The organism is Geopsychrobacter electrodiphilus DSM 16401, from assembly GCF_000384395.1.
GTDB classification, from domain to species: Bacteria; Desulfobacterota; Desulfuromonadia; order Desulfuromonadales; family Geopsychrobacteraceae; genus Geopsychrobacter; species Geopsychrobacter electrodiphilus.
In genome coordinates, this window is sequence record NZ_ARWE01000001.1 from 1,331,542 (window position 1) to 1,355,764 (window position 24,223).

25 protein-coding genes are annotated in these 24,223 nt (G+C 49.6%); 24 read left to right on the top strand and 1 reads right to left on the bottom strand.

Annotated features, from left to right (window positions below; genetic code table 11):
• Positions 1-87: 87 nt before the first annotated feature.
• From D888_RS22955 to D888_RS0106290, 3 genes are read left to right on the top strand one after another with little or no spacing between them, the layout of a single operon-like run.
• Positions 88-1,200, top strand: coding sequence for a glycosyltransferase (locus D888_RS22955; RefSeq protein WP_020675696.1), 1,113 nt, complete (start codon positions 88-90; stop codon positions 1,198-1,200).
• Positions 1,193-2,428 carry an O-antigen ligase family protein gene (locus D888_RS0106285; RefSeq protein WP_020675697.1) on the top strand — a complete coding sequence of 412 codons (1,236 nt, stop codon included), beginning with the start codon at positions 1,193-1,195 and terminating at the stop codon, positions 2,426-2,428. The genes D888_RS22955 and D888_RS0106285 overlap by 8 nt, the downstream gene beginning before the upstream one ends.
• Positions 2,425-3,465 carry a glycosyltransferase family 4 protein gene (locus D888_RS0106290; RefSeq protein ID WP_020675698.1) on the top strand — a complete coding sequence of 347 codons (1,041 nt, stop codon included), beginning with the start codon at positions 2,425-2,427 and terminating at the stop codon, positions 3,463-3,465. The genes D888_RS0106285 and D888_RS0106290 overlap by 4 nt, the downstream gene beginning before the upstream one ends.
• Here the strand turns inward: D888_RS0106290 and D888_RS0106295 are convergent.
• Complete coding sequence (locus D888_RS0106295; protein WP_020675699.1) at positions 3,441-4,526, bottom strand: glycosyltransferase family 9 protein; 1,086 nt, start codon at positions 4,524-4,526, stop codon at positions 3,441-3,443. The genes D888_RS0106290 and D888_RS0106295 overlap by 25 nt on opposite strands.
• Between D888_RS0106295 and D888_RS20885 the strand changes: the two genes are divergently transcribed.
• The 21 genes from D888_RS20885 (at position 4,526) to D888_RS0106400 (ending at position 24,212) form a co-directional block, all read left to right on the top strand.
• Positions 4,526-5,296: a 3-deoxy-D-manno-octulosonic acid kinase gene (locus D888_RS20885; RefSeq protein WP_020675700.1), complete on the top strand. Its 771-nt coding sequence runs from the start codon at positions 4,526-4,528 to the stop codon at positions 5,294-5,296. The two genes, D888_RS0106295 and D888_RS20885, sit on opposite strands and share 1 nt — an antisense overlap.
• A complete protein-coding gene (locus tag D888_RS0106305) occupies positions 5,247-6,368 on the top strand; it encodes a glycosyltransferase family 9 protein (protein WP_083928789.1) in 1,122 nt (373 codons plus the stop codon). The genes D888_RS20885 and D888_RS0106305 overlap by 50 nt, the downstream gene beginning before the upstream one ends.
• Positions 6,361-7,401 carry a glycosyltransferase family 9 protein gene (locus D888_RS0106310; protein ID WP_020675702.1) on the top strand — a complete coding sequence of 347 codons (1,041 nt, stop codon included), beginning with the start codon at positions 6,361-6,363 and terminating at the stop codon, positions 7,399-7,401. The genes D888_RS0106305 and D888_RS0106310 overlap by 8 nt, the downstream gene beginning before the upstream one ends.
• A 28-nt stretch (positions 7,402-7,429) precedes the next feature.
• Positions 7,430-8,008 carry a D-sedoheptulose-7-phosphate isomerase gene (locus D888_RS0106315; RefSeq protein ID WP_020675703.1) on the top strand — a complete coding sequence of 193 codons (579 nt, stop codon included), beginning with the start codon at positions 7,430-7,432 and terminating at the stop codon, positions 8,006-8,008.
• Between the two features lie 5 nt (positions 8,009-8,013).
• A complete protein-coding gene (locus D888_RS0106320; RefSeq protein WP_020675704.1) occupies positions 8,014-8,994 on the top strand; it encodes a GSU2086 family protein in 981 nt (326 codons plus the stop codon).
• Positions 8,991-10,463 carry a bifunctional D-glycero-beta-D-manno-heptose-7-phosphate kinase/D-glycero-beta-D-manno-heptose 1-phosphate adenylyltransferase HldE gene (gene hldE, locus D888_RS0106325; protein WP_020675705.1) on the top strand — a complete coding sequence of 491 codons (1,473 nt, stop codon included), beginning with the start codon at positions 8,991-8,993 and terminating at the stop codon, positions 10,461-10,463. The genes D888_RS0106320 and hldE overlap by 4 nt, the downstream gene beginning before the upstream one ends.
• A 1-nt stretch (position 10,464) precedes the next feature.
• On the top strand, positions 10,465-11,055 hold the full coding sequence (gene gmhB / locus D888_RS0106330; RefSeq protein ID WP_020675706.1) for a D-glycero-beta-D-manno-heptose 1,7-bisphosphate 7-phosphatase: 591 nt from the start codon (positions 10,465-10,467) through the stop codon (positions 11,053-11,055).
• A gap of 136 nt (positions 11,056-11,191) precedes the next feature.
• Positions 11,192-11,485 carry a ComEA family DNA-binding protein gene (locus D888_RS0106335; RefSeq protein WP_020675707.1) on the top strand — a complete coding sequence of 98 codons (294 nt, stop codon included), beginning with the start codon at positions 11,192-11,194 and terminating at the stop codon, positions 11,483-11,485.
• 73 nt (positions 11,486-11,558) lie between these two features.
• Complete coding sequence (locus tag D888_RS0106340) at positions 11,559-11,795, top strand: hypothetical protein (RefSeq protein WP_026362247.1); 237 nt, start codon at positions 11,559-11,561, stop codon at positions 11,793-11,795.
• 110 nt (positions 11,796-11,905) lie between these two features.
• Positions 11,906-12,985, top strand: a complete 1,080-nt coding sequence (gene rfbB / locus D888_RS0106345; RefSeq protein WP_020675708.1) for a dTDP-glucose 4,6-dehydratase — start codon at positions 11,906-11,908, stop codon at positions 12,983-12,985.
• Between the two features lie 44 nt (positions 12,986-13,029).
• On the top strand, positions 13,030-13,938 hold the full coding sequence (gene rfbD, locus D888_RS0106350) for a dTDP-4-dehydrorhamnose reductase (RefSeq protein WP_020675709.1): 909 nt from the start codon (positions 13,030-13,032) through the stop codon (positions 13,936-13,938).
• Positions 13,935-14,810 carry a glucose-1-phosphate thymidylyltransferase RfbA gene (gene rfbA, locus D888_RS0106355; protein WP_020675710.1) on the top strand — a complete coding sequence of 292 codons (876 nt, stop codon included), beginning with the start codon at positions 13,935-13,937 and terminating at the stop codon, positions 14,808-14,810. The genes rfbD and rfbA overlap by 4 nt, the downstream gene beginning before the upstream one ends.
• Before the next feature lie 9 nt (positions 14,811-14,819).
• The gene (rfbC, locus tag D888_RS0106360) at positions 14,820-15,362 is read left to right on the top strand and encodes a dTDP-4-dehydrorhamnose 3,5-epimerase (RefSeq protein WP_020675711.1); all 543 of its coding nucleotides are present in this window, start codon (positions 14,820-14,822) and stop codon (positions 15,360-15,362) included.
• A 207-nt stretch (positions 15,363-15,569) separates the two neighbouring features.
• The gene (gene pseB / locus D888_RS0106365; RefSeq protein ID WP_020675712.1) at positions 15,570-16,580 is read left to right on the top strand and encodes a UDP-N-acetylglucosamine 4,6-dehydratase (inverting); all 1,011 of its coding nucleotides are present in this window, start codon (positions 15,570-15,572) and stop codon (positions 16,578-16,580) included.
• Between the two features lie 9 nt (positions 16,581-16,589).
• Complete coding sequence (pseC, locus tag D888_RS0106370) at positions 16,590-17,756, top strand: UDP-4-amino-4,6-dideoxy-N-acetyl-beta-L-altrosamine transaminase (protein WP_020675713.1); 1,167 nt, start codon at positions 16,590-16,592, stop codon at positions 17,754-17,756.
• On the top strand, positions 17,753-18,448 hold the full coding sequence (gene pseF, locus D888_RS0106375) for a pseudaminic acid cytidylyltransferase (RefSeq protein ID WP_020675714.1): 696 nt from the start codon (positions 17,753-17,755) through the stop codon (positions 18,446-18,448). The genes pseC and pseF overlap by 4 nt, the downstream gene beginning before the upstream one ends.
• The gene (gene pseG / locus D888_RS0106380) at positions 18,445-19,536 is read left to right on the top strand and encodes a UDP-2,4-diacetamido-2,4,6-trideoxy-beta-L-altropyranose hydrolase (protein ID WP_020675715.1); all 1,092 of its coding nucleotides are present in this window, start codon (positions 18,445-18,447) and stop codon (positions 19,534-19,536) included. Before pseF ends, pseG begins: the two co-directional genes overlap by 4 nt.
• 180 nt (positions 19,537-19,716) lie before the next feature.
• Complete coding sequence (pseH, locus tag D888_RS0106385) at positions 19,717-20,286, top strand: UDP-4-amino-4,6-dideoxy-N-acetyl-beta-L-altrosamine N-acetyltransferase (RefSeq protein ID WP_020675716.1); 570 nt, start codon at positions 19,717-19,719, stop codon at positions 20,284-20,286.
• Positions 20,286-21,338 carry a pseudaminic acid synthase gene (gene pseI, locus D888_RS0106390; protein WP_020675717.1) on the top strand — a complete coding sequence of 351 codons (1,053 nt, stop codon included), beginning with the start codon at positions 20,286-20,288 and terminating at the stop codon, positions 21,336-21,338. The genes pseH and pseI overlap by 1 nt, the downstream gene beginning before the upstream one ends.
• A 77-nt stretch (positions 21,339-21,415) precedes the next feature.
• Complete coding sequence (locus D888_RS0106395) at positions 21,416-22,687, top strand: lipopolysaccharide biosynthesis protein (protein ID WP_020675718.1); 1,272 nt, start codon at positions 21,416-21,418, stop codon at positions 22,685-22,687.
• A 112-nt stretch (positions 22,688-22,799) separates the two neighbouring features.
• Positions 22,800-24,212, top strand: a complete 1,413-nt coding sequence (locus tag D888_RS0106400; RefSeq protein WP_156826958.1) for a hypothetical protein — start codon at positions 22,800-22,802, stop codon at positions 24,210-24,212.
• The last annotated feature ends 11 nt before the right edge of the window (positions 24,213-24,223 follow it).

Here is a 24,223-nt window from a genome sequence, read left to right on the forward strand (position 1 = left end):
CCGTCCAGGTAAGCCATTTCGGGATAGCATATACCATCACCTGTTCGTTATAGATCGCATGCTAGCGCAAGAACGAAAAAACGGCACATGAAGATCGCTCATCTCACAGAATGTCTGACCGATAATGGCGTTACCACTGTCATCCGGAACCTGACTGCCGGTTTCCGCGAGGCGGGACACCAGGTTGACATTATCACCTGGAGACCTTCAGCCATCCATGACCCCGGATTGCTGCAAATCAGGCTTCAGGGGCTCGGTAATACCTCCAGCTCGTTTACCTCTCGTCTGGTCAAGGGCCTAATCGGCAGTCGATTGTGGCAGTATTCCCGTGCAAAATTATTTTGTAGCGAATTTCTGGCACAGGTCGATTTTGATACATATGATGCGGTTTTGATTCATGGGCTGGCATGCATCCCTCTTTGGCGTTTACCTGCCTCAGCCATTATTGTTGCACACAGTACTAAGTCCAGGATGCTGTTACGTTCGCGTCAGTTTGTGCTGAAGCCAATTTTACGTTTTCTCTACAGTCGAATGTATAGAAGTCACCCGGTGATCTGCGTGTCACAGGGCTCACGGGATGACATGCTTGTGAACTTTGGTGTTGATCCTCAACAGGTGACAGCCATTTATAATCCCTTCCCTGTCGAGGAGATCCGGCGAAAGTCCAGGGAGCCGATCAGTGATGTGCCAGATGTCTTCGTTTTGGCTGTTGGGCGACCGGTAAAATCAAAACGTTTTGATCGCTTGATGCGGGTCTATAAACTATCAGGAATAGACGCTCCATTAGTCGTTCTGGTCGGTAGTGGAAAGGCGAGTAAGGTAGATAAACTCGCGCGTCGTTATGGTATTTCCGAAAAGGTCAAGGTGATCGGACATCGAGAAAATCCCTACCCCTATATGGCCAGGGCGAGAGCCCTGATTCTGACCTCAGATTATGAAGGGCTGCCTACTGTATTGATTGAAAGTCTGATTTGTGGGACAGCGGTTGTGTCTTCAGATTGCCCTTCAGGCCCATCGGAAATTTTGGTCGGGAATTTGGCTCGTTGTCTGGTGCCGCCGACTGATGAGTGGCGGATGGCAAAAGTATTGAAGAGTGTTTTTGATGATGAGCAGAGCGTCTGTTCTTTAAGTTTTGACGAATTTTCCCAAAAAACAGCAGTACTTAAATATTGTGAACTTTTAAGGAATTTGAATGAATAAGTTGGATGGAATATATAAAGGCGATGTCGGAGATATGGTATTCCCTGATATTTATTTAAATATATTTATGTTTTTATGGGGTTGTTTGATATTTATATTTAACGATTTATATAATGCTATGCCATTAATTTTATTTTTTGTTAGTTTATTCTTAATATCTAGAAATAAAATTGTTTTTTCAAATAAAAACTTACTGTATCTTAACTTATCTTTTTCAATATACCTAATACCAATAGTTATAAGCATAATTTTAGGATATTCAAGGCTTAGCTACTTAGATTGGCCGTCTAGATTTTTATTGTTTGTTCCTATTGGATATTTTTTAAGTACATATTCATTCAAGAAGGAAAATTTACTCTCTGGTTTTTTAACAGGATCATTTATTATTATGTCTGGACTTCTTTGGAAATGGTTCCATGGGGATACCAGACCAATGTATTGGGCCCACTGGAACATTCTATCGGAAGTCTCTGTTGGAGTGTTTTGTTATTGTTTTATCTTTTATGACAAACAGTCCTCCAGGGTTAGCAAGTGTCTGGCGGTTGCGTGTCAACTTGTCAGTTTGGTGATTGTTCTGGTTTCCGGGTCTAGAGGTTCACTCCTCTCCTTATTGGTTATCGTAATTGCTTTTTTTACTATTCACTATTACCTGTTTAGAAGAAAGAAAGTTATCGCCTTTTTTCTGGTAACAGTATTGGTCGCCCTGAGTTTAACCGCAGTTTTTAGTGATAGTATGAAAAACCGAATCGTTGAAGGCTACAGTAATGCCATGGCCTATGCGAGCGGTGAGCATCAACAGACATCTGTCGGTTACCGATTTGAACTTTGGAAGGCCTCTTTTATAATGATCAAGGAAAAGCCCCTTTTTGGGTATGGAAATGTTGGGGCTTACGAGAGACTGCAGGAGCTTATTAAAGAGGGGCGAGTTTTAAGCTTTATTAAAGACCGGCAGCATCACCACTCAGATTATATTGAAACTTTAGTCACAAGAGGAATATTTGGTCTTTTTACTTTATTGCTAATTTATTTTGTCCCGTTGGTATTGTTTTTTAAGTCATTAAAGTCATCACCTTTTTTGTCGACGTCAGCCATTCTGTTTGTTCTAAGTTATATGGTTTGCGGTATTGCTGAAGTTCCACTAAGAAACGGTTTTTCGCTTATTTTTTATTTTATGATGACCACAATATTTGTCGCTCAAATTTATCGTTCCGAGGCTGCCAGTTCATGATTATTGTTCATCTTAACTTCGCTCCCGCCTATGGTGGGGGTGAAGTGCAGACATTGAACCTTATTTCCTGGTTGGCTGAACATCAGATTGAACAGTGCGTATTGGCGCGCAAAAATAGTCCGTTTGCAAAAAAGGTATCTGAGGAATTGCCCCATATCCCACTTTTATCTTTGCCCCGGCTTTTTTTTCAACTGCTGCTGAGGAAAAAAAAGAATCTTGTTTTCCACGCCCATGATGGCCGCAGCTTGCACTATGCCGCTCTCCTGAAAATGATTTTTGGCTTCAGGGCTGTTGCTACCCGCCGGGTCGACAAGGGGTTGCCTTCGCATCGACTGTCGCTTCTAAGCTACCGCAATATTGATCGTTTAGTTGCCATCAGCACCCAGATTGAGAAACGGCTTGAAGATGATCTTGGTTCAGATAGATGCGTCAGAATCCCAGATAGTTTTTCTGATTTTTCACATGAAAATAAAGCTGTTGCCGAGATCCGGGAGCGTTTTCCCGGAAAAAAACTGATCGGCCAGATTGGCAGTCTTTATACGATCAAGGGACATACTTTTACTATCCAAGTGGCCAGGAAACTGGCTTTGGAGAGACCTGACCTTCAGTTTGTTATTTTAGGGGAAGGGGGCGAGCGCTCGCGTCTGGAGCAGCAGGCCACCGGCTTGAGTAATCTGACGTTTATCGGATTTGTGCAGGATGTCGGCAACTGGTTGGCCGCTCTTGAAGTGCTTGTTCATCCATCACTGCGGGAAGGCTTAGGATCTATTCTGCTTGAGGCCCAGCAACTGGGGGTGCCGGTTATCGCTTCGGATGTCGGGGGTATCCCGGATGTGGTCATTGATGGAGAGACCGGACTCTTGGTGCCTGCAGGAGATAGCCTTGCGCTGCAGGAGGCGATTTTAAGGCTGGTGGACAATCAGGTGTTGCGTACTCATCTGATTACTGGAGCTAAGAAGCGCTTGACAAAGTTCTCGCCTGAAACCGTTGGAAAAGCTTACCTCACCCTATATCAAGGACTGGTAGACGAATCTTGATTTTCTGCTTTTAAGACCTGCTCAATTCTCTTGATGACATCACCGACTTTTATCCTCTCCATCACCTGTGGATTCCTCACCCGTTGACCCCATTTGACTTCTGAAACGGCTTTGCCGAGTTCCCTTTTTAGTGCCTCCGGATAGCAATTCACCGTCAGGTCGCGATGAGAGTAGGGGCCGGTGCGGTCTGGATTGGAGCTGGCGTAGAGTCCGATGACCGGGGTACCGACGGCATTGGCGATATGCGCTGGACCGGTGTCGGGGGAGATCATCGCTTGAGCGCCCTGGCACAGGGCGGCTAGCTGCTTGAGGCTGGTTTTCCCCACCAGGTTCAGCGGTGTCGCTTCAGCGGTTGTTATGATCTGCTCTGCATAGTTGATTTCCTGTTGATTCGGACCGCCGGTCAGGACCGTTGTAATACCGAAGTTTGCAGCAGCATGGTCGATGACCGCGGCGTAGTGCTGGTAACTCCAGTTGCGCCAGTTGCGCGCACGGTTGCTGGAGCAGGGGTTGATCACCAGGTACTGGTCGACTGCGCCGAGGAGTTGACGGGTCGATTCGATAGCCTCCGTCGGAATCGGGATGTCCCAACGCAGGGTTGGTGGGTCAATGCCCAAATATCCAGTGAAGGACAGGAAGCTGTCCAGAACGTGCTGATTTGCGGTATACGGGATGCTGTAGTTGCAGGCCAGATTGTGCAAAAATTTCCCGCGTCTGGAATCGAAGCCGAGCCGCACGGGGCTATTTATCAGTCGACTCACCAGGGCAGCGCGCGGTGAGACCTGCATGTTGAGCAGCAGGTCGAATTTTTGACCGTGTAATTTTTTGCGCAGCTCGAAAAAGGCTTTTGTTCCCATCGCCTTGTCAAAAATGATAAACTCCACGCCGTCGATGTCGGCGACCAGTTGGGCCTCGATCTTGCCGATGATCCAGGTGATGCGTGCTTCGGGCCAGGCCGCTTGCAGGGTACGCAGGGTCGGGAGCATATGCGTGACATCGCCGATCGCCGAAAGGCGCAGCAGGCAGATCCGTTCTGGTGGCGTAGTCAAAGGGAAAATCATTGTCGGTAGAAATCCGCAAGGAAGAAAAAGATCGTTCGATTATCCTGTTTGATGCCGGGATCGTCAAGGATTCAATCGAGAACCTCTGGCAGGTGGCGGATGAGCTATTTCCAACAGCGCGGTTGATTCGCGGGAAACCCTGCTTTTTTGAATTCGATGGAACGGCTTACAACTTTCGCCACTTTCGTCGCGGGGGGATGGTCGAGACGTTATTTCAGGACCGCTACCTCGGTCGCGGCACCAAATTCAACCGGGCTTTCACAGAGTTTCGATTGCTGGTCTGGATGCGCGCCCAGGGACTACCGGTGCCGCAACCGGTGGCGGCGCGGGTGAAACCGGGCACGCTCTTTTATCGGGCGGATCTTTTGACCCTGAGGATCGCGGGGGCTGTTTCGCTGGCTGAACTTTTGCCGGATTTGCCACTTGGGGCCGCACAATGGCAGCGACTCGGAAGCGTCATCGCGAATTTTCATTGTGCCGGAATCTATCACGCCGATCTGAATGCCGGGAATATCCTGCTGGATGCAGAAGGCCGTTTTTCCCTCATCGATTTCGATCGTTGTCGCAGGCGTTCTGCCGGGTCGTGGACCACCCATAACCTGAAGCGTTTGCTGCGCTCCTTCACTAAACTCAAAAATAAGGCATCCGGCAAATTCAACTTTTCAGCTGTGGACTGGCTCCTTTTACAGCAGGGGTATGACAGGGCACGGACCATAACCCATGGAACAGACAAACAGGATAATGACGCAGATTCCACAACACATTCTTGAGAAACCAGGGGCGCGGCTCCTGTATATGACACCGCTGGCGCTGGGAGATTTTCTTTACCAGTCCGGGTATCTGCAGCAGATCCAGCGACAATATCCCCAGTTGACGATCGATATCTGGTTTGATGACCTGCGCAAGCGCAGTAAGAGCTGGCAGCAGGGGCGCAACCGGATCCTTGGTCAGTGGCTGGAAGCGACAGACTATATCGAGCAGTTCTACCCGATTCCTGAAACATCCGTTGAGCGTGAGGAGGCGGTTGCAAGGGCGCAGCAGCGTGACTATGATGCGGTTTTTTTTCTCAGCAAATCGCGGGTCGACCGCTACGAAAAGTATGCCCGGCGGATCTGTCCTAAAGGGTTTGTTGCAGCAGTTGCCGCCTCTAAGAACCGGTTGAAGCGGTTTCTGTTCGGTGCTCGGCCCGATCTCTTGCTGGCGCTGGAGCGTTTCAGCCTCGCAGACGGCGCGCACGTTTCAGAGCTTTATTCCCATTTTTTCCAGCAGGTTTTTAACCTGAAAGTTCAAACGGTTAAGCCTGCTCTTGAAGTTCCCGAGAGCTGGCAACAGCGTATTTCTGCCCGGTTTAAGGCGCAGCGCCAGCAGGGGTGCCGATTGATTTTGATTAATTTTCTGTCGACCAATCCCAGTCATGACTTAAGCCTCGATGCCGTTATGTCCCTGGCTGGAGAAATGCTCGTACTTCAGACGCAGCTTGCGTTTGTGCTCTGTGTGCCTCCGCATGAACTTGAGCATACCGAGAAAGCTTGCGCTGCCGTACCTGATGCCCTTGCAGGCAGGGTGCTGGCATTTACCGCGCAGGAGCATTTTTTTGAGTTGCCGGCGTTGGTTGAATATTGTGATTTTATCCTCTCCGTCGACACCTCCGTAATGCATTTTGCCAGTGCTCTCGAGCGACCGCTGGTCGCCCTGATGCGCACGAATAATCGCCAGTGGCGACCCCTTGAAGCATCCACCACAAGTGTGGTCTACGCCATGGGGACAGATTGGGTCAAAGATATCCCCCAAAGTTCGATTGTCGCGGCATGTGAAGCACAGGGATTTTTCCATCATGGCTGAAGTGCAGAGAATATCTAAACCTATTATCGCCCTGATTCCCTCGCGCGGCATGGGTGACGGTTTACTCCAGTTGCAGTGGGCCAGAATTTTTCAGGATAACGGCTACCGGGTCATCTGCTACCAGAATTTTCTTGCTCAGCTTGGTCCGTTGCTCGACGGGATCGAAGTCCGCCCGCTACAGCAGATCTACTCACCTGAAGCCGACGCGCAACCCGGCGTGGTCTGGTTTGATGTCGGTTCCGATTTTGAGCCAGCCAAAACCGAGTTTTCATCAAGCCTGCTCCATTTTCCTTACTGCTTGTCGCGCAGCTGGCAGCCGCCAACCGATATCCGCTCCTCCTATAGCGGAGACGATCCTCTGCTGCAGAGCATGCGCCAGGCGCCATATAATGTGTATAACCGCAAGAAAAAATCATTGATCGTCGAAGATATCCGCTGGTTCTGTCGTAATTTTTTGAACCTCGATGTGGATTCACCTCAGGGGTCGCCAATTAAAGCAGCTTTTCGTCAGGCGCCCGGGTTTGATCCGCGGCGCGTGCTGATTCATCCATCAAGTTCTAACCCGATAAAGAACTGGCATTTGTCAGGATTTGTCGCATTGGCTGATCGTTTGAAGGCACGGGGCTGGCACCCGGTCTTTACCTTTTCTCCGGCGGAGGAGGCCGAGGTCGTTCCGGCGCTGCAGGGACGGCATGAGTGGCTCTTGACCTCAAGTATTGCCGAACTGGCCGAAGGCTATCGTGGCGCCTGCGCCCTGATTGGTAATGATTCAGGCAACGGGCACCTCGCTTCCAGTCTGGGGCTGCCGGTTCTGACTATTCTCAACGCCATGAAGCTCAACTATCGCTGGCGCCCCTGCTGGACGCCCAGTCGTCTGATCTCAGGCTGGGTGCCGTTTAAATTTTCGCAGCGCTACTGGCATTATTCACTTTCGGTGCAGAAAGTCGTACGGGCCTTTGAGGGCCTGATGGCCGATCCCGCACGCTACTCAACTCACGTCGATCATGTTAATCTTGACCGCGATAATATTTAACCCGGCGACTCGCTAAGGATTCTTTCTTATGAAACAACAGATACTTAATCACCTGGCCGAACATCAGAAGGCCTTTGATCATCTCCGGTCACATATGGTTGGCCAGATCGAAGCCGTGGCTGACTTGATGGTTGGGCAGTTGTCAAAGGGGCATAAGATTCTGGTGATGGGTAATGGCGGCAGCGCTGCCGATGCCCAGCATTTTGCGGCCGAACTGATCGGGCGGTTTTTGGCCGAACGCCGTGCTCTGCCGGCGATCGCCCTCACGACCGACAGCTCGATCCTGACCGCTGTCGGCAACGACTACGGGTTCGACCAGATCTTCAGTCGCCAGGTCGCCGCTTTGGCTAATCCCGGAGATCTGGTCGTCGGCATTTCGACCAGCGGCAATTCACCCAACGTGCTTGAAGCGCTGAAGATCGCAGCGGCGGGCGGAGTAACGACCTTGGGGCTGGTCGGGCGCGATGGCGGCAAGATCGCGGCGGTATGTGATCACGTCCTGTGTATTCCGGCCCTCTATACCCCCGCCATTCAGGAGGCACATATCGCGATTATCCACATCCTTTGTGACCTGATCGAAAAAAAGATGTTCGGTACGGGGGCGTGAAATAGATGAAAAAAAAGTATCAGCCACTCGATTTCTCTGCCGTCAGCACCTACTCCCTCGCAAGCCGCGACAACAAGGTCAACATCGCCGACCATTTTGCTGGTGAGATCAGGGCCGGCCTCTCCCTGCGCGAATTTGCCACGCGTCTGCCGCGCCTGCTCGGGGCGGAGAGTCTGCAGGCGGTCGCGGAATTGGTTGTCGCGGCGCGCCAAAAACGGAAACCGGTGATCCTTGCGATCGGCGGGCATGTCATCAAGTGTGGTCTGCAACCGGTGCTTAAAGGGCTGATCGAGGCCGGTGCGATTTCGGCGGTGGCGATGAACGGTTCGGCCGCCATCCATGACTTTGAGGTCTCGCTGATCGGCGCCACCTCGGAGGATGTCGGCGCGGTGCTGCACGCCGGTGATTTCGGCTTTTCTGCCGAGACCGGGCAGGGGATGAACAGGGCTCTGGCCGCCGCGCGTGAATCGGGAGCTGGTTTCGGGCAGGCGATCGGCGCGCATATCCTTGCTGCCAACCATCCGCACGCCGACTACAGTCTGCTTGCCTGTTGTGTCAAACATGGGATTCCGGCCACGGTTCACGTCGCGCTCGGCACTGATATCATTCATCAACATCCCGAGGCCGACGGGGCGGTGACCGGCGAGATGAGTTATCGGGATTTCAAATTACTGGCGGCTGTCGTCGCCGAACTCGGTGACGGCGGGCTCTGGCTCAACGTCGGTTCGGCCGTGCTGCTCCCCGAGGTCTTCTTGAAGGCGCTCTCGGTTGCCCAGAACCTTGGTCATCAGGTCAGTAACTTCTCGACGGCCAATTTCGATATGATCCAGCACTACCGTCCGCTGCAGAATGTGATCAAGCGCCCGACCTCGGGCGGCGGCAAGGGTTATACCATTACCGGCCATCATGAAATCAATATACCGCTGTTGGCCGCCCTGATTCACGAGGGGCTGGCTGAAGCTGGACTGCAGGGAGAAGAGGTATGACCGGCAATGAAATCAAGGAATTCTTCTTAAGGGCGAAGCAGCTCAAGGCGTTGGTGGTCGGCGACCTGATGCTCGATGAATATCTGTGGGGCAAGGCTGAACGGATCTCGCCCGAGGCACCGGTCGCGGTGGTTGATATTACGCGGCAGGATATGCGATTGGGGGGCGCGGGGAATGTTATTAACAACCTGTTATCACTCGGTTGTGAGGTTCGGGTTGCCAGTGTCATCGGTGATGATGAGGATGGGCGCACGATCCTTACGCGCCTTGAACTTCGTGGTGTCGAGGCCGATGGCGTGGTGCTCTCGGCCCTGCGCAAGACCAGTCGTAAAACCCGGGTTTTGGCCAGCAACCAGCAGATGCTGCGCATCGATCGGGAAAGCCGGGAAGAGATCGACCTGGCCTCCTCACAGCAGCTGCTGACCTACGTGCATCAGCAGCTGCCTCAGGTCCAGGTCGTCCTTCTGTCAGATTATTTAAAAGGGGTGCTAACCGACAGCCTGACCAGAGAGCTGATCGCACTCTGCCGCTCAGCCAAGGTCCCGGTATTGGTCGATCCTAAAGGGAAGGATTACACCAAGTATCAGGGCGCAACCCTGTTGACACCCAACCGCAAGGAAGCCGCCGAGGCCAGCGGCGTCGCGATCAGTTCGGGTGACGATGTCAGCCGTGCCGGCTGGAAGCTGCTGCAGGAGCTGAGTCTGGATGCCTTGATCCTGACCCGCAGCGAAGAAGGAATGAGCCTGTTTATGGCGGGCAGGGATGAAATTCAACTCCCCACCCTGGCGCGTGAGGTGTTTGATGTCTCCGGTGCCGGTGACACGGTGCTGGCCACCATCGGCTTCGGTCTGGCCGGCGGGCTGGGCCTTCCTGATGCGGCGCGACTGGCCAATCTGGCAGCCGGGGTGGTGGTCGGCAAGGTCGGCACTTCCACGGTTACTCCCGATGAAATCCTGCGCTCGATTCGTGTTGATGTCGACCGCACCGACGCCAAGATTCGCACCAGCAATGAGCTGCAGCAGATTCTGCTTGAAGAGAAGAACCATGGTCGCAGTATAGTCTTTACCAACGGCTGTTTTGACCTGCTGCACGTCGGGCATGTCAAGTATCTGCAAAAGGCCCGCGCCCTTGGTGACCGGCTGGTGTTGGGGCTGAATTCCGACGCGTCGATCAGGCGACTCAAAGGGGAGAAGCGGCCGTTGATCGGCGAAGAAGAGCGCGGCCACATTCTCGCCGCCCTCGACTGCATCGACTATGTTTGCGTGTTTGACGAAGATACCCCGCTCGAGTTGATCGACCTTCTGCGCCCTGACATCCTGGTTAAGGGCGGAGACTATCTGGCTGCTGAAGTGGTCGGCAAGGAGATCGTCGAAAGTTATGGTGGCCGGGTCGAGCTGATCAGCTTCGTTGATGGCAAGTCGACCACCAATATTATCGAAAAAATACTTTCTCAATATCGTGAGGAATGAAGTGACCCCTCACTCCTCCCTCCTCAGTCCTCACCGGAACACCGCGCGTCGCGCGGTGTTCCTTGACCGTGACGGAACCATTAATGTCGAGAAGGATTATCTTTACCGGGTAGAGGATTTCGAATTTATCCCCGGCGTTCCCCTGGCGCTGAAGAAACTTCAGGATGCCGGTTTTCTGCTGGTGGTTGTCACGAATCAGTCTGGCATTGCGCGCGGTTATTACACCCTGGAAGATGTCGATGTTTTGCATCGCCATATGTGTAAAGAACTTCAGGGCTTCGGGGTTGAGATCGCCGGGATTTATATCTGTCCCCATCATCCGTCTGTGGGGCCTCCAGATCAACAGGACTGTCTCTGTCGCAAGGGGCGACCTGGTCTGTTGATTCGGGCCGCCAGCGAACTCGATATCGACCTCTCCCGTTCATTTATGGTGGGGGATAAAATGTCGGATTTTGAGGCGGGCGTCAACGCTGGATGCACTTCCTGTCTGGTGGCTTCCGGGCACAGAATTTTACCTCAGGGCGAGGCCAATATATTTGCTGATCTACCCGCAGTCGTTGAAGCTATTCTGCTTGGTCAAGCAACCCTTTGAGATAAAAAAATACTTCAAAAACTGCACATGGCGTGCTAGGGTGCGGCGTTCTCCAGAATATGGGGGAGGGGGAAGGCGATAACGGTTTTGCTAGCCGTTAATGCTCCATAATGGGGCCATATACAGGAGGGGTTAAATGAAAATTTCCGTTTTAAAGTTGTCTTGTGTTTGTCTGTTACTCATGTTCTGTATGTCATCAACCTTGGTCTTTGCCGCGCAAAAGGTGAATATCAATAAGGCGACAGCGGTCGAACTCGTTACCCTGAAAGGGGTTGGCGAGAAGACTGCGCTCAGTATTATTGAATATCGGGAAACCCACGGTCTCTTCAAATCGATCGAAGACATCGTAAATGTTAAAGGTGTTGGTCAGAAATCTTTCGCCAAACTGGCAGAACTGATCACAGTTACCGACGAAGCACCTAAACAGTAAATCCTGCAAAACCGTTTATCGCACTGGTTGGGGGAGGTCATTTTCTCCCCCAACTTTTTATTGGGGGTAGTAGATGAAAATTGTTAAAACGGACGCCGCAGGTTTTATCGATTTTTGTCTGACCCGATATTTTTCTGATTTTCAAAGCTCATCCGTCGCCATTGATAACCTGCATGATTATTTTAAACTTCCCTTCATTTCGGTCCCACTTCCACGGTTAATGTTTCGGTCAAACTTCCATTCCCCACAAACTGGTGTTGCCAGGGATTACCGGTCTGATGGGGGGTATTCTTTTGGCATTTTTTGTTGAGTTTGTAAGTAATGCGCGGTGACGGATGAATTTGGTAAACAAATAGATTCTATATCTGAGTCCTTAAAATCTTTGAACCGCCCATTTATTAGGAAGGGAACGTCGAGTTTATGAAACTTCTCATCACTGGCGGTGCCGGCTTCATTGGTTCTGCGGTTGTTCGCCATATTATCCATAACACCTCTGATGCTGTGGTGAATGTTGACAAGTTGACCTACGCCGGAAATCTTGATTCCCTGTCCGAAGTCGCAATCAACGATCGTTACGCTTTTGAGCAGGTTGATATCTGCGATCGAATCGCCCTTGATCGGGTTTTCGCCCAGCATCGGCCCGATGCGGTTATGCACCTGGCGGCGGAAAGTCACGTAGATCGTTCTATCGACGGACCGGGCGAGTTTATCCAGACCAATGTGGTTGGCACCTATACCCTGTTGGAAGCCACACGTGCCTACTGGAGCGGTTTGGCCCCGGCGGAGAGAGAGAGGTTTCGTTTTCACCATATCAGCACAGATGAAGTCTATGGTGATCTGCATGGCACAGATGATCTCTTTACCGAGACCACGTCTTACGCGCCGAGTTCACCTTATTCCGCCAGCAAGGCCTCCAGTGATCATTTGGTTCGGGCCTGGCAACGCACCTATGGTCTGCCAACCCTGGTGACCAACTGTTCGAATAATTACGGGCCCTATCATTTCCCGGAAAAACTCATCCCGCATGTTATCTTGAACGCACTTGCCGGCAAGCCTTTGCCGGTCTATGGCGATGGGAAGCAAATCCGTGATTGGTTGTATGTTGAAGACCATGCACGGGCTCTCTATCAGGTCGTCAGCGCCGGCCAGGTGGGGGAAACCTACAATATCGGCGGACATAATGAGAAACAGAATATTGAAGTGGTGCATACCATTTGCGAGTTGCTTGAGGAGTTAGTCGGGAGAAACCCCTCACCCCTCACCCCTCACCCCTCACTGGGCAAGCCTTACGCCTCTCTCATCACCTTCGTCAGGGATCGTCCTGGTCATGATGCACGCTATGCCATCGACGCCAGCAAGATAGATCGCGAGCTGGGCTGGCGCCCGCAAGAGACTTTTGAGAGTGGCATGCGCAAAACAGTGCAGTGGTATCTGGACAACGAGGCCTGGTGGCAACGTGTGCTCAGCGGGTACTATAAGTTGGAAAGAATCGGAAATTAAACTGGTGTGTTCTTTGTTCGCAACTAATCCTTGAGGTCACGCAATTGTCTACAACAAAACGCAAACTGGCTCTTATCGGCGCCAATGGAATGCTGGCCTCAGCAATCCGAAAGCTGGCTCCTTCTGAGTATCTTATTCAGACATACGATCTGCCTGATTTTGACCTGACGAGTCGCCAGCAGGTTCTTGCGTTGCGCCATAGCGCACCTGATATCATCCTCAACTGTGCCGCTTTTACCAATGTCGATGGTTGTGAAGAGCAGCGTGAACTGGCCATGCGGGTTAATGGTGGTGGGCCCGGGTTGTTAGCCGAATTGGCTAACAATATCGACGCCGTGTTGGTGCACATATCGACCGACTTTGTTTTTGATGGCAAAAAAGGGAGGCCCTACCTCGAGGAGGATCAGCCGCGGCCACTTTCCGTTTATGGCAAGAGCAAGCTGGAGGGCGAACGGCAGATATTGCAGTCGGGATTGAAGAAATATTTCATCGTCCGTACCAGCTGGTTGTACGGTGCAGGCGGAAATAACTTTGTTGAAACCATCATCCGCCTTGCAACTGAGCGCAAGGAACTCTCCATCGTTACGGATCAACTTGGCACACCGACTTATACCAGCGATTTAGCTACCGCGATTTTCCAGCTGTTGGCTGTGCCCCCTAACACTTTACCCCTCACACCTTACGGTATCTATCACTACAGCAACGAGGGTGAGTGCAGCTGGTTCGATTTTGCTACAGAGATTGTTGTTCAACTGCGGACCTGGCAGGGAGTCAAGGTCGAGCACCTGATCCCCATCCCTACGGAGGGCTACCCATTGCCCGCCGAAAGACCGAAATATTCGGTGATGTCCAAGGACAAGATCAGACTGGCGGCCAACTTGGTTATTCCAGCATGGCAAGAGAGCCTGAAGGCTTACTTTAAACAACGAAATTCAAAAGAGGACTTCTCGTGAGTATACAAAAAGGCATCATTCTCGCCGGCGGCTCTGGTACGCGTCTTTATCCTTTGACCCTGGTGGCCAGTAAGCAATTGCAAGCGATCTACGATAAGCCGATGATTTACTATCCGCTCTCGACGTTGATGCGCGCCGGTGTGAAGGATATCCTGATTATCTCCACGCCGCTTGATACGCCTCGCTTCGAGGCCCTGCTTGGTGACGGCAGTCGCTGGGGGATTAAGCTCAGCTATGTTGTCCAGCCGGAGCCCAAGGGGATTGCACAGGCGTTTCTGGTCGGCGAGGAGTTTATCGACAGCCAGGCGGTCGCTCTGATCCTGGGGGACAATATCTTCTATGGTAAGATGGGTCTGACCCGCATTTTTGCTGAATTTGGAAGCGGCGCCAAGGTCTTCGGTTATCAGGTGAATGATCCGGAGCGTTACGGGGTGGTCGAGTTCGACCGAAATGGGCATGCGATCGGCATTGAAGAGAAGCCGTCACAGCCGAAGTCGCGCTATGCCGTGCCTGGCCTTTATCTCTATGATGAAAAAGTTGTCGAACTGACCAAGCAGTTGGTCCCTTCTGCCAGGGGAGAGCTGGAAATCACAGATCTTAACCTGGTTTATTTGCGGCGCCAGGAGTTGATGGTCGAAAAATTGGAACGCGGAATTGCCTGGCTCGATACCGGTACTCACAGGAGTCTGCTTGAAGCGAGCCACTTTATAGGTACCCTTGAAGCCCGTCAAGGTGTCAAGATTGCTTGTCTTGAAGAGGTCGCATATCGTAAAGGATTTATCGACAAGACCAAGTTTGTGACTGTAATTGAGCAGACGCCAAAATCGAGTTATCGGGAATATCTTGAGCAGATTTATAATGAAGAGCCCTGAGGTCGTGTGATGAAGGTTATTCCTACTGAAATTCCCGAAGTGTTGATTGTTGAGCCTCAGGTGTTTGGCGACGAACGAGGTTTTTTCTACGAAAGCTTTAATCAGAAACGTTGGGAACAATTGACCGGATTGCAAACGACTTTTGTTCAGGATAACCACTCGCGTTCCGCAAAGGGAGTTTTGCGGGGGCTGCATTATCAGATTCAGCACCCGCAAGGTAAATTGGTGCGAGTGATCGCGGGCGAGGTATTTGATGTGGCCGTCGATCTTCGCACAGGATCAAAAACATTCGGTAAGTGGACCGGTGATTTCCTTTCTGCCGAGAATAATAAGCAGATGTGGATACCTGAAGGCTTCGCGCATGGCTTTCTGGTTTTGAGTGAGTCTGCTGAATTTCTGTACAAGACCACAGATTACTATGCATCAGAGTATGAGCGCTGCATTATTTGGGATGACCCATCTTTAGGGATAGATTGGCCGTTAACGGGTGACCCTGTTTTATCAACCAAGGACCAGGCCGGGGTGATTTTTACCGCTGCTGAACTTTATTAAAGAACTACGTGCTCTGTGTGGCTGGCAATCCATCAAGTAGTTATCTGGTTTGGTTATAAATATTGCTCTTGTCAGGGGTTACTACAAAAAACAGATGGAGTTGAAGGTTAAGTTGATTCGACTGTTCTCCTGTGAGAACAACATGCAGCATCTGCTGTTTGAATTCACTTCACTTTTGGAAATAACCATCGGTATAGGAGTTTTATATTGTTAACGGGAAAATCAATACTTGTCACCGGTGGTACCGGGTCTTTTGGTAAGCAATTTATCAAGCGTATTTTGACGGATTACCCCGAGATTGAAAGAATCGTTGTCTTCTCCAGAGACGAACTCAAGCAGTTCGAAATGGCTCAGGAATTGCCTGGAGAAAGGCACAAACAGATTCGGTACTTCATCGGGGATGTTCGTGACCAGGACCGCTTGGTCAGGGCGATGGAGGGGATTGATATCGTTATCCACGCCGCCGCCTTGAAGCAGGTTCCGGCCGCGGAGTACAACCCTTTCGAATGTATCAAGACCAATGTTATGGGCGCTCAGAACGTCATCGAGGCCTGTCTCAATACCGGGGTTAAGCGGGTGGTGGCGCTCAGTACTGACAAGGCGGCAGCACCTATCAATCTGTACGGTGCGACAAAACTCTGCTCCGATAAACTTTTTGTCGCTGCCAATAATATGAAGGGTAAACGGGATCTCAAGCTTTCCGTTGTACGCTACGGTAACGTCATGGGTAGTAGGGGTAGTGTTATTCCCTTCTTTCTGAACAAGCGGCAAGAGGGCGTATTAACTATTACCGATGAGCGTATGACGCGGTTTAATATCTCCCTCGATGAGGGCGTTGACATGGTTCTGCGCGCATTGGAAATCATGTGGGGCGGCGAGATTTATGTGCCCAAGATCCCCAGTTACCGGATCACAGACGTGGCTAAGGCTATAGGTCCCGATTGTAAGCTCGAAATCGTCGGTATCCGGCCGGGTGAAAAACTGCACGAAGACATGATCACCGAAACTGATGCCATCAGTACCGTTGAGTGCAAAGATTACTTTGTTATCCTCCCTTCGATGAGAATGTGGGATATTGAAGCGTTTATGAGGACCTTCGATGGGCATATGTGCCCGCCCAATTTTTCTTACAATAGTGGGACTAACACCGAATGGCTGGATGTGGATCGGTTGCGTGAATTGACCCGTTTGCATGTCGATCCTGACTTCAGCGTTTAAGAGGTTTCTGTGAACAAACGAGTCATTCCTTACGGGAAGCAGAGTATCAGTGAACAGGATATTGCCGCGGTCACTGAAGCCTTGCGTTCTGACTGGTTGACCCAAGGACCGACGGTGGGGAGGTTTGAGGCCGCCGTTGCCAAGCATTGCGGTGTTCGGCATGCGGTTGCCGTTTCTAACGGTACGGCAGCGCTACATCTTGCAGCTCTGGCCGCCGGTTTCGGTCCTGGTGACGAAATCATCACCTCGCCGATAACCTTTGTCGCATCGGCGAACTGTATCGCTTACGCCGGTGCTACCCCAGTTTTCGCTGACATCAGACCGGATACTTATTGTATTTGTCCTGCCGAGATTGAAAAGCGGATTGGTCCTGCAACCAAAGGGATCATCCCCGTCCATTTCGCAGGTCAACCCTGCGAGATGGGGTGCATAGGTAAAATGGCCAAGGAGCATGGCCTGATCGTGATCGAAGATGGTGCGCACGCTGTCGGTGCGAGCTACCAGGTTGAAGGCCGGACCTATAGGGTTGGTTCCTGCGCCCATAGCGAGATGACCATTTTTTCTTTCCACCCGGTCAAGCATATGACCACCGGCGAGGGGGGGATGATCACCACCAACAGCGACGACCTCTACGCAAAGTTGCTCCTGCTGCGCACCCACGGGATCACCAAGGATCCGTCCAAACTGACTCGTCATGATGGTCCTTGGTACTACGAGCAGCAAGCCCTGGGTTTCAACTACCGAATCACCGACTTTCAGTGTGCACTCGGAATCTCGCAGTTGGATAAACTTGACGGGTTCGTGTCTCGGCGTCGTGAAATAGTTGCAACTTACAATGCCGCCTTCAGCAACAGTGAGAAGCTTATTCTCCCCTTCGAGTCCGAGCAGGCGCAATCATCCTGGCACCTCTATATGCTTCAGTTTAAAGCGCTTGACCGTCTAAAGGTTTTTATCGGTTTGCGCGACAAGGGGCTGGGTGTCAATGTTCACTATATCCCGGTTCATCTGCAGCCCTACTATCAGGAGAACTTTGGCTACGAGGCTGGTGATTTTCCTGTGGCAGAGGCTTACTATGCCCGCGCGATTACCTTGCCGCTCTTCCCGGCGATGACCCAAGAGGATGTCGCGTATGTAATCAATTCAGTAATCACCACAGTCCACGAGCTCGAAGGATGAAGACCGTCGCAATCATTCCGGCCCGTGGGGGAAGTAAACGCATCCCTCGGAAAAATATCAGAATCTTTGCCGGCAAACCGATTATTGCCTACTCCATAGAGGCCGCACGCGCAAGCGGACTTTTTGATCGAATCATCGTTTCCACCGACGATGAAGAGATCGCCGCCGTCGCTCAAAATTTAGGTGCTGAAGCTCCCTTCCTGCGGCCTAAAGAGATAGCCGATGATTTTGCTGGCACTAATGCTGTGGTGAAACATTGTCTGCAATGGCTTGAAACTAACGGATTTCCGGCCCAGTATGCATGTTGTATATACGCTACCGCTCCATTTGTTCAAGCTGCGTTTCTGCGCAAAGGATTCGCCAAACTCATTGAATCCGGGAAAGCGTTTGCCTTCTCGGTGACTTCTTTTCCCTTCCCTGTTCAAAGGGCATTGAAAATCAATTCGCAAGGATTGGTAGAGCCCTTTTATCCAGAAAATATTTTCGCCAGGTCACAGGATCTTGAAGAATCATTTCATGATGCAGGCCAGTTCTACTGGGGGAGGGCTGAGGCCTTTCTGACAGATATCGTTACCTTTTCACCCGCCTCTGTTCCCGTAATCCTGCCTCGGCATCTGGTTCAGGATATCGACACCGAGGAGGATTGGGAAAGGGCCGAACTGATGTATAAGGCCTGGGAGTCTGCCCAGTGAAGATTGCATTTCGCGTCGATGCCTCACTGCAGATAGGCAGTGGACATGTCATGCGCTGCCTGACTTTGGCTGAGGAATTAAAGACTAAAGGGGCTGAAGTTGTTTTTGTTTGCCGAGCACATCTTGGAAACTTATGCATTTTAATAAAAGAAAAGGGTTATAGAGTCATTTGTTTGCCGTCCCTTGGGGAGGGTCAACTGGCGAGCATTCAAGGTGCTGGTATGTATGTTGGCTGGCTTGGCGTTCCATGGCGAACCGATGCGGAACAGACGTTAGCCTCACTTATCGATAGTGACTGCCGCTATGATTGGCTGATTGTTGATCATTACGCCATCGATTATCGGTGGGAGGGGTTGCTCCGTCCTTCTGCCGATAAAATCATGGTCATTGATGATCTGGCCGACCGCCGTCATGATTGTGACTTACTCCTCGATCAAAATTCTTATGCTGATTTTGAACAACGATATCTGGGGCTTGTGCCTGAATTTTGTCAAAAACTCCTTGGACCTTCTTACGCTCTCTTGCGCTCAGAGTTCAATGAAGTCAGGGAAAATCTTCGTGAGCGTGATGGGTCAGTAAAAAAAATTATGATATTTTTTGGCGGAACCGATCCTACTGATGAAACAAGCAAGGCTCTTGATGCTCTAGCTCTTTTAAAGCGCCCTGATATTTCTGTTGATGTGGTTGTTGGTCAAGGGAATCCCCACATCACCGAGATTAAGGAAATATGTAACCGTATTCCTCAAGTTCGTTTTTTTTGTCAGGTAGACAATATGGCAGAACTGTTGGCAAATGCGGACTTATCTCTTGGCGCTGGAGGAGCTACGTCTCTGGAGCGGTTATCGGTAGGAGTTCCCTCTTTGATTGTAGCAGTGGCCCACAACCAGGAAGCTCTGTCCCGGGATCTTGGCGAAATGGGACTCGCCATTTATATGGGCCGGAGTTCCGAGGTTGATAGTGAATTGATCAGAAACCATCTGGAAAGGGTTCTTGCAGATCCCGGCATTCTGCTGGGATTGCAGAAATCAGGTATGAAAATAGTAAATGAAGTTGGTACTAAATCGGTTGCGGATGTCGTAGTGAATTAATTTTTGCGATTAATTGATATTACGAGAAACTGTGTCCATGGTTTTTGTCGGTGGAAATTAGTGCGACCTTCCCATTTAAGTTTGGCCATAATAATGACTCGAAACAGTTCTCTGAAAGTGCAGGATTGTAATTGCGGATAAGGCCGGTTCGGTTATCGGTGATATGTCAGCGGGGAGAAGATGGGTGTCGGTATGATAAATGGTTTTGCTTTAAGAGAGATGGCCGAAGATGACCTTGAGATGGTTTTGGCGTGGCGCAACCTAGAAATGGTCCGCGCTAATATGTACACAGATCACGTCATTTCCCTGGAAGAGCATCGTAAGTGGTTTGCTCACGCCAAGCAGGACCCTAAAACCGTCTATTTGATTTGCGAACGACATGGGATTCCGATTGGAGTTGTGAATTTCGTTGAAATTGATCGAAAAAACAATAAAGCCTATTGGGGTTTTTATCTTGGTGATGAGGAGGGACCACGGGGCAGGGGGTCTGCAATGGAATTTTTAGCCCTGGAGTATGCGTTTGATGTCCTTAACCTCCATAAGCTGTGTGCCGAAGTATTCTCTTTTAACCAACCAGTCATCAGATTGCATTCTAAATTTGGTTTTAAGGCAGAGGGGTGTTTTCGACGTCATATATTGAAAAATGGTCAATATGAAGACATTGTCCCTATTGCTCTATTTCGTGAGGAATGGAAAGAAAATCGTGATCGAATGAAAATAATATGTTTTCGTACCAGGGATCGATCCTGATGAGTAACATGAAAATTGGCAATCGCCGGATAGGTACCGAACATCCTCCGTTCATCATTGCCGAAATGTCCGGCAACCATAATAATTCACTTGAGCGAGCATTGGAAATCGTTGAAGCGGCAGCTAAATCTGGAGCCCACGCCTTAAAGCTTCAGACCTATACCGCTGACACAATGACCTTGGACATCGCTGAGGGGGAGTTTTTCATCGAAGACCCCAACAGCCTCTGGCAAGGGCGGACACTCTATGATCTTTACCAGGAAGCGCACACCCCCTGGGAGTGGCACAAGCCAATTTTCGATCGCTGTAAAGAACTTGGCATTATTTGTTTCAGCACGCCCTTTGACGCCACCTCTGTCGACTTCCTTGAAGGACTTGATGTCCCCTGCTACAAAATTGCCTCCTTTGAAAATACCGATATCCCTTTGATTCGCAAGGTAGCCGCGACCGGTAAGCCGATGATCATCTCAACCGGTATGGCGACGATTGCGGAACTGGATGAAACGGTCAGGGCAGTGCGTGAAGCTGGTTGCAAAGATTTGATCTTACTGAAATGTACCAGTACCTATCCGGCGACACCCGAGAATACCAATCTTCTCACCATCCCTCACATGCGTGACCTGTTCGGATGTGAAGTTGGGCTTTCAGATCACACGATGGGTATTGGTGGAGCCGTTGCGGCTGTGGCACTTGGTGCGTCCGTAATCGAGAAACATTTCACTCTGAGACGCGCTGACGGAGGCGTCGATTCAACCTTCTCGCTGGAACCGCAGGAAATTGAGGCATTGGTCATCGAGAGCGAGCGGGCTTGGCAGTCACTTGGGCAGATTAGTTATGGCCCAACGGAAAAGGAAAAGAACTCGCTGGTGTTTCGGCGTTCGTTGTATGTGGTCAGAGATATGATGGAGGGAGAGTTTTTTACCCTTGAAAACATGAGATGCATTAGACCTGGTTTAGGATTGTCTCCGAAAGTTTTTGATACCTTGCTGGGAAAAAGAATCAAAAAATCGGTAAAAAAGGGGACCCCGGTAAGCTGGGATTTGATTGGTTGAACCGCGCAAGCTGTCCTATATACAATTCATGGAGGTAGTTCGGTAATAGGCTATCAACATTACAGAGACATTTTATAATGAGTTCAGCCAAGTCGCTTCTGCAAAACGCCGCAGTTTATTCCTTTTCAAATATCTTGAATGCTGCAATACCATTTCTGCTTCTACCCATACTTACGCGGGTGTTGTTGCCCGCAGACTATGGGGTTATTGCGATGTTTAATGCAACCTTAGGTGTTCTGGGTGCATTTACAGGTTTGAGCGTACATGGTGCGGTTAATGTACGTTTTATTGATCGTGAAAGCATCGATTTTCCAAGATATGTAGGATCATGTCTATGTGTATTGTTGCTAAGTACCCTCGCTACATTAGTTGTAGTTGCTCTATTTATGAAGCCACTGAGCGACTTTACAGCTGTCCCGCCAATTTGGTTGATTTGGGCTGTGTTAGCATCCGGCTTTAATTTTTTGATCCAGGTTCGACTAGGTATCTGGTTGATGGCCAAGAAGCCTCTTGCTTACGGAACATTCCAAGTGTTGCTTAGCCTCTTGAATGTTAGTCTTTCACTGGGCTTTGTAATCCTTTTACGGCAGGGCTACGAAGGGCGTTTGTTGGGCCAGATTATTGCTCTCGCATTATTTGCGCTTATAGCACTATTTTCGTTGTCTCGTGGCAAGTGGGTAGCATTTCGACCAAGTATTCCATATATGCGCGAGGCATTAGCCTTTGGTGTCCCTTTGGTCCCCCATGTTATAGGAGGGGTTTTACTCGGTTTAGCTGATCGATTTATCATTAATAAAGCCTTGGGGCTTGAAGCTGCTGGCATCTATATGGTCGCTGCGCAAATTGGTATGGGTATTGGGTTGTTGGCGGATGCATTTAATAAATCATTTGTGCCTTGGCTGTATGAACAATTGAAGTCTGGTGGTCAAGCAGCTATGCAACGCATTGTAAGAGGATCCTGGCTTTATTTTGGAATAGCTTTGGGTTCTGCCAGTGTTGTTGCAATTTTGTCATATTGGATAGTGTCCATAGTGGCTGGACCCAAGTATATTGATGCTGCGGAGGTATTGGCTTGGCTTGCTTTTGGCCAAGCGTTTAATGGCATGTATCTGATGGTTACAAATTATATTTTTTATGCAAGAAAGACGAAAATTCTTCCATGGGTTACGCTTTTCTCCGGTTGTGCTGGGCTTGCCCTGACATGGGTGGTGGTTCCTGTTTATGGAATAATCGGAGCCGGCGCATCTTTCGCAATTGCCATGTTTTTGCGGTTTCTTTTGACCTGGGCACTCTCCCATAGGATATGGCCTATGCCCTGGTTCTCATTCTGGGGGACAAGTCGTTTGTGAATGTAAGGTATCAAAGATCCTGAAGCTTAAAATAAATGATGGAACGTCGATTTATTACCTAATTAGCGGGGTTACGGAATGGCACATACATTAATCAAGGTGATTTTGTAGCTTGGCTACTCATATTATCCCTATGGAATGTTCAGACTCAGATCTCGATACTCTTTTCTCAGAGATCGAAAAAAGCATCGCCAAGGTTCATGGGGATGACGCTTTCTTTCTTTCCTCCTTTAATAAATCTACTTTTTTCGGTGATGCTAAATTCAGTAAAAAATCAAATCTGAAATATAATATATTTTTTATTGTTTTATATTATTTTATTTTTCCATTTTTTTTGAATAAAATTAAATATTTAACTTCAAGTAAAAGTGCCATTAATCAGGTTTTTTTTACTTTTGATAACAACCATTTAAAAATTGTTTCACCTGTTTTTCAGAGGAGGCCGTCAAATTCTCATATCCTGTCTGCGCTTATTGGCGGCAGGCAGGTCGTGTCAACTCTTCGAAATTTATTTAAGAAAAAGCAGTTGTTTTTATTGGATGGTTTTATCGATGTCCCATCTTTTATGAAATTTTATTCAAGGTACAAAGAGGTACGAAAAGAATATTTAAAAATTAAAGAAAAGATAAATGAAAATACCATAGAGAAACAGGAGAGTACTATCCAATGTGCTCGTGAAATAATGCTCTTCCATTATTTGAACTACTGGCGGAATTGCCTTATTGCCGAGAATGTTATCAAGAAATATCCTGATTCCAGATTCTATTTTGGAAATGACTCCTGTCACAGGGGCAGAGCGCTCATTACTGCCGCGCGTAAGGATGATATCATGACCATTGTTATTCAGCACGGGCTGATTGCCAATGTAAATGGATATATCCCCTTCGCGGATAACATTGCGGTTTGGGGCTCCATCGAAAAAGAAAAACTCATGGATGCCGGGGTGGACCCTGCAAGAATATGCATAACAGGGTCGCCAACCCATTTGAAACCGTTGCCAATTAAGTCGCTTTGTCCGGATAAAATTAAAATTCTTTTTGCCATGACTCCCCTCGCTTCAATGTCTGAAAACCGTGAAATTGTCCGGAACGTCGTTGAGGCGGCAAATCTTCTTCGGGCTGAATTGACGATTCGACCTCATCCCATGGAGAATTTGGGCCACTATAAAAATTTACAAAATGATTTTGAATTCAGGCTGGATAATGAGACTTCGCTTCAGGAGCAGCTTGAGGTAGCTAATGTCGGGATAGTCTTCAACTCTACCGTCTCGCTTGACATGGCGCTGAGAGGCTTGCTTGTTATGAGCTATAAGGCCAGGTTAGGGGTAGACGCATCACGACTGTCTGATTTTCAGTATGTCCGTCCAGTTTGTAATGCTCAGGAGCTTGTAGCTACCGTTAACTCGGCTATTGAAAAGCCATTGAGTGAAAAGGGCAGAACCGAATTCTTAAGTGCGTTCTTCTTTGCATATGGGGAAGATGCTGTTCAGAATATCTATGCAATTGAACCATGTCGTGCTGGATGAAGGCTGAACTG